The 4314-nt window shown below is 68.9% G+C and carries 2 protein-coding genes and 1 pseudogene; 2 read left to right on the top strand and 1 reads right to left on the bottom strand.

The features are described from left to right. Positions 1-686 (top strand): annotated as a pseudogene (locus CF161_RS33125) (transcriptional regulator); the annotation flags it as partial. Here CF161_RS33125 and CF161_RS10290 read toward each other — a convergent pair. Next, positions 651-3470 (bottom strand): winged helix-turn-helix domain-containing protein, encoded by a 2820-nt coding sequence (locus CF161_RS10290; protein WP_020296515.1) that lies wholly within the window; start codon positions 3468-3470, stop codon positions 651-653. The pseudogene CF161_RS33125 and the gene CF161_RS10290 sit on opposite strands and share 36 nt — an antisense overlap. Before the next feature lie 351 nt (positions 3471-3821). Here CF161_RS10290 and CF161_RS10285 point away from each other — a divergent pair. Next, positions 3822-4314 (top strand): flavodoxin family protein (locus CF161_RS10285; RefSeq protein ID WP_020296514.1); only part of this gene is annotated, 493 nt, incomplete at its 3' end.

Genomic DNA, 4314 nt, shown 5'->3' with positions numbered 1-4314 from the left:
CCGAGTGGGCACAGGCGGTGCCGGTGCTGGCTCTGCCGCCGTTGTCGGCGCTGCGCAGCGTGAACCAGGCCCTGGCCTACCCGGCGCTGCAGCTGTTTGTCAGTCGAGCCCGCGCCGGGCAGCAGGGCTTTTGCCTGCGCGAGCAGGACCTGCTGGCCCTGCGCGATATCTGCCGGCGCTTGGACGGGCTGCCCCTGGCCCTGGAACTGGCGGCGGCCCAGGTCGCGGCGCTGGGCATCCAGGGTTTACAGGCACAGCTGGAGAACGGTTTGCAGGTGTTGGGCAAGGGCCGGCGCACGGCCGTGGAGCGGCATCAGACCCTGAAGGCCGCCCTGGACTGGAGTTATGAGCGCCTGAGCCTGCCCGAGCAGTGGCTGTTCCAGCACCTGGCGTTGTTTCCCGGCGGCTTCAGCCCGACGGCGGTCAGGCGCAGCGTGGTCGGCAGCGCCCTGGAGCACGCGGACCTGAGTCAGCTGTTGAGCCGCCTGGCGGCCAAGTCCCTGCTGAGCCTGGAACCGCGGCCGGGTGCCTTGCGCTATCGGTTGCTCAACACCACCCGCGCCTACGCCCGGGACAAACTCGATGACCCGCTGCAGTTGCAGCATTTGCAGCAGCGTTATGCCCATTACATCGGCTACCCGAGCTGGGTGTCAGGCCGCGAGCTGGCGTTGCAGGTCGTCGAGTAGGCACCGCACCTGCATCAGGTCGGGGGTGGCGAAACCTTCGGTGAAGCGCGCGTAGATCGGCTCCAGCACATCCCGCGCCTGCTGATAGCGGCCCTGCTGCTGCCACAGCCGAGCCAGCGAGGTGGCGCTGCGCAGCTCCCAGGCCAGGGCCCCCTGGCGTCGGGCCACGGCCAGCGCTTCGAGCAATACCCCTTCGGCGCTGCGGGCCTGTTGCGGGCAATCCTGGCTCAGCAGGTTGTCGGCCCGCACCCGCAGAATCTCCGGCGCGCTCCAGCCAGCGGCGCCGCTGTTGGCACGCTCCAGCAGGGCGTCGTCCACCACCTCGGGGCGCAGGGTCAGCATGATGTCGCGGATCAGCCCGTCGCCCTCGGCGGTTTCGGGATCGGCACCGGGGGTTGCTTCCAGCACCTGGGCATAGTGCCGGCCCCAGGTGTGGAACAGCCGCACCGAGTGTTTCTGCGCCTGTTGCAGCAGCAGTTCGAGCAAGGCCCGGGCGGTCGGCGCGTCGCCGTTGTAATGGGCGATGACGCAGCCGGAGAGGGCCAGGGTGTAGCAGATCGAGGTGCCATGGTTGATCTGCAACGCCAGCTCCAGCGCCTGGCTGGCAGTGCGCCAGGCCTGTTCCGGAAAACCTTGCAGCCACAGGATCCGCGCGAGGATGGTCAGGGACGCCACGCTCTGGTCGTACTGCACGCCAAAACCGTGGGTAAAGCGATTGAGGTGGCCACTCTGGGCCATGCGCTGGATCACCTGTTCGGCGTTGTGCCGGGCCAGCACCTGGTCCCCGGCAAAATGCTGCGCCAGCACTTGCAAGCGTTGGGCGCTGAGGGCCAGCACCGGTTCCTGGTGCGGTCCCAGGCGCTCGAAGTGCCGGCTCTGTTCCTGGGCCTGGCGGTAGTTGCCGCAGCACAGGTTGACCGCCATCAGCCCCGAGACGGCCTTGAGCTGGCCGAGCAGGTCGGCGCAGTGCTCGGCCAGCTCTCGGGCACTGACAAAGGCCTGGAGGGTGTGCGCGGTGGCGCCGCGGGTGTGGTACGAAAAACTGCCCATGGCCAGCTGCAGGTTGATGTTCAGCCGTGGGCAGGGCGTGGCGAATTGCTCCAGCAGGGCCAGGGCCTTGCTCACGTACAGCCCGTGTTCCTTGAGCAGCGACAACTCCTGCCACAACGGCATGGCACTGGCGGTCAGGCGAATGGCCAGGATCTGCGGCCCGTGGGGCCCCAGGCCCCAGTCGAGCGCGGCGCGGATGTCTTCGCGGTGTGCTGAATAGCGGCTGATCCACTGCGCGCTGGGGATCAGTTCCCAGTCATGTTCGGCCTGTTTCATCAGGGCCAGGCAGCGTGCGGCGTGGCGTTCGCGGGTGGCGAACAGCTCGGCGGCCGCGGCGAGTTTCTCCCGGGCGTAACTGCGGGTGGTGTCCAGCAGGCGGTACGCCACCTCGTCGTCGCCGGCTTCCACGTTCAGCAACGACTTGGCCACCAGCTGCGTCACCGAACCCAGCACCTCGCCGGGGGCGATGTGTTCGCCGCCAATCACCGCCGCCGCCGACTCCAGGGTAAAGCTGCCGCGAAACAGCGCCAGGCGCCGCAGGCAGATCTGCTCGCAAGGGGTGAGCAGGGCGAAGCTCCAGTCCAGGGTGGCGCGCAAGGTCTGCTGGCGCGGCAGGCTGCTGTCGCGGCCACGGGTCAGCAGGCGAAAGCGCCCCTGCAACTGGGTCAGGAGCCCGGGCAGGCCAAAGCGGGCGATTTGCGCCGCCGCCAGTTCCAGGGCCAGGGGAATGCCGTCCAGGCGACGGCAGACCTCGATGGCCAGGGGCAGCTCGGCGTCGCTGAGTTCGAAGGTTTCCTGGTTCGACAGGGCCCGTTCCAGCAGCAATTGCAGGGCCGGGTAGCCCAGGGCGCGGGCGCGGTCCAGGGGTTCGGCCGCCGGCGGGCAGGCCAGGGACTCCAGGCGCTGCACAGACTCGCCCTCGGCCCGCAGGCTTTCGCGGCTGGTGGTCAGGATGTGCAAATGCGGGGCGCTGCGCAGCAGGGTTTCGCTGATCAGGGCGATGGCATCGAGCAGGTGCTCGCAGTTGTCGATCACCAGCAGCATCTGCCGCTCGCGCAATTGTTCGGCAATGCCTCCCAGCGGGTCCTGGTCACGGGGGGTGAGGTCGAGCAGGGCCGCGAGGTTGGGCACGATCAGCGCCGGGTCGTTGAGCGGCGCCAGGTCCAGCAGGCGGATGCCGTCGCGGTAATGGCCGATCAGCAACTCGGCGACGCGCAGGGCGACGGTGGTCTTGCCGATGCCACCGGCGCCGGTCAGGGTGATAAAGCGCTGTTGCGGCAGTTGTTGCACCAGGCTGTCGATCAAGGCCTGGCGCCCGATCATCCGCGTGCGTCGCAGCGGCAGGTTGTGGCCGAGGCTGGCGTGGGGCAGGGGGGCGCTGTGGCAGGGCGCCGGCTCGATGCTCAGGGGGGCGACAAAACTGTAGCCGCGCTGGGCCACGGTGACGATGTAGCGCTGGCCGGCCTGGCCATCGCCCAGGGCCTTGCGCAAGGCCGCCATGTGCACGCGCAGGTTGCCGTCCTCGACCACGCTTTTGGGCCAGACACGGGCGATCAGTTCCTGTTTGCTCACCACATTGCCCGCGTGTTCCAGCAGGATCAGCAGGATCTCGACCGCCCGTTTGCCCAGGCGCAGCGGGCGCCCGGATTCCAGCACCAGGCGCTGTTGCGGGTGGATGCGATAGGGGCCGAAGTGCACGGCCTGGTCGCTGGCAAGGGGCTTGTACTGACTCATGGGGCGGTCTCTTTTTCGGCTCGCGAAGCCCACGGCCATACCCGACCCAGGCGGGCAGCGCGCTGACTGGCGATGAACCTGAGCATATTCCTCAGGTTTTACCCGCTGCGCAACGAGGACTGCGCCCACTGCGCACCGGCGATTTGCCTCCAGCGCGCGGCGCAGAGCGGTTGCGCGGCGGATTTACGGGGCATTGCCGGCCGTCCGCTGGCGGCGCAGGGGCCAGAAAATTAACAACGTTTAACTCGTGCTGGCGCGGGCCCAAGCCCAACTATTGGCGGAATCAAGGCCCGTGCCACGGCGTCGCCCGGGCGCCCGGAACCGGCAGGGCCAGCCATCGAGGATGCCAGGATGAGCAGGGTGGCGATTGTCTATCACAGCGCGTACGGCCGGACCCGCGCCCTGGCCGAAGCGGTGTTGGCCGGTGTCGAGAGCCAGCCCGGGAGCCATGGCTGCCTGATCGCGGTGGAGCAGGTGCAGGCGCACTGGGACGACCTGCACCGCGCCGACGCGATTATCTTCGGCGCGCCGACCTGCATGGGCAGCCTCTCGGCGCCGTTTCGCGGGTTTATGGACGCCACCGCCGCCTTCTATCTGGCCCAGCCCTGGCGCGACAAGCTGGCGGCCGGGTTCACCCATGCCGACAGCCTCAGCGGCGACACCCTCAACAGCCTGCTGCAACTGGCGGTGTTTGCCGCCCAGCACGGGATGCTCTGGGTCGGCCTGGGCCTGCTGCCCGGCAGCGGCGGCGAAGGCGCAGCGCTGAACCGGCTAGGTTGCTCCCTGGGGGCCATGGCCCAGTCGCTGCCCGAACATTCGCCCCAGGCACCGCCGGCGCTGGCCG

Source organism: Pseudomonas sp. CF161, assembly GCF_000416215.1.
Lineage (GTDB): Bacteria > Pseudomonadota > Gammaproteobacteria > Pseudomonadales > Pseudomonadaceae > Aquipseudomonas.
This window is presented reverse-complemented; position numbering and strand designations above follow the sequence as displayed.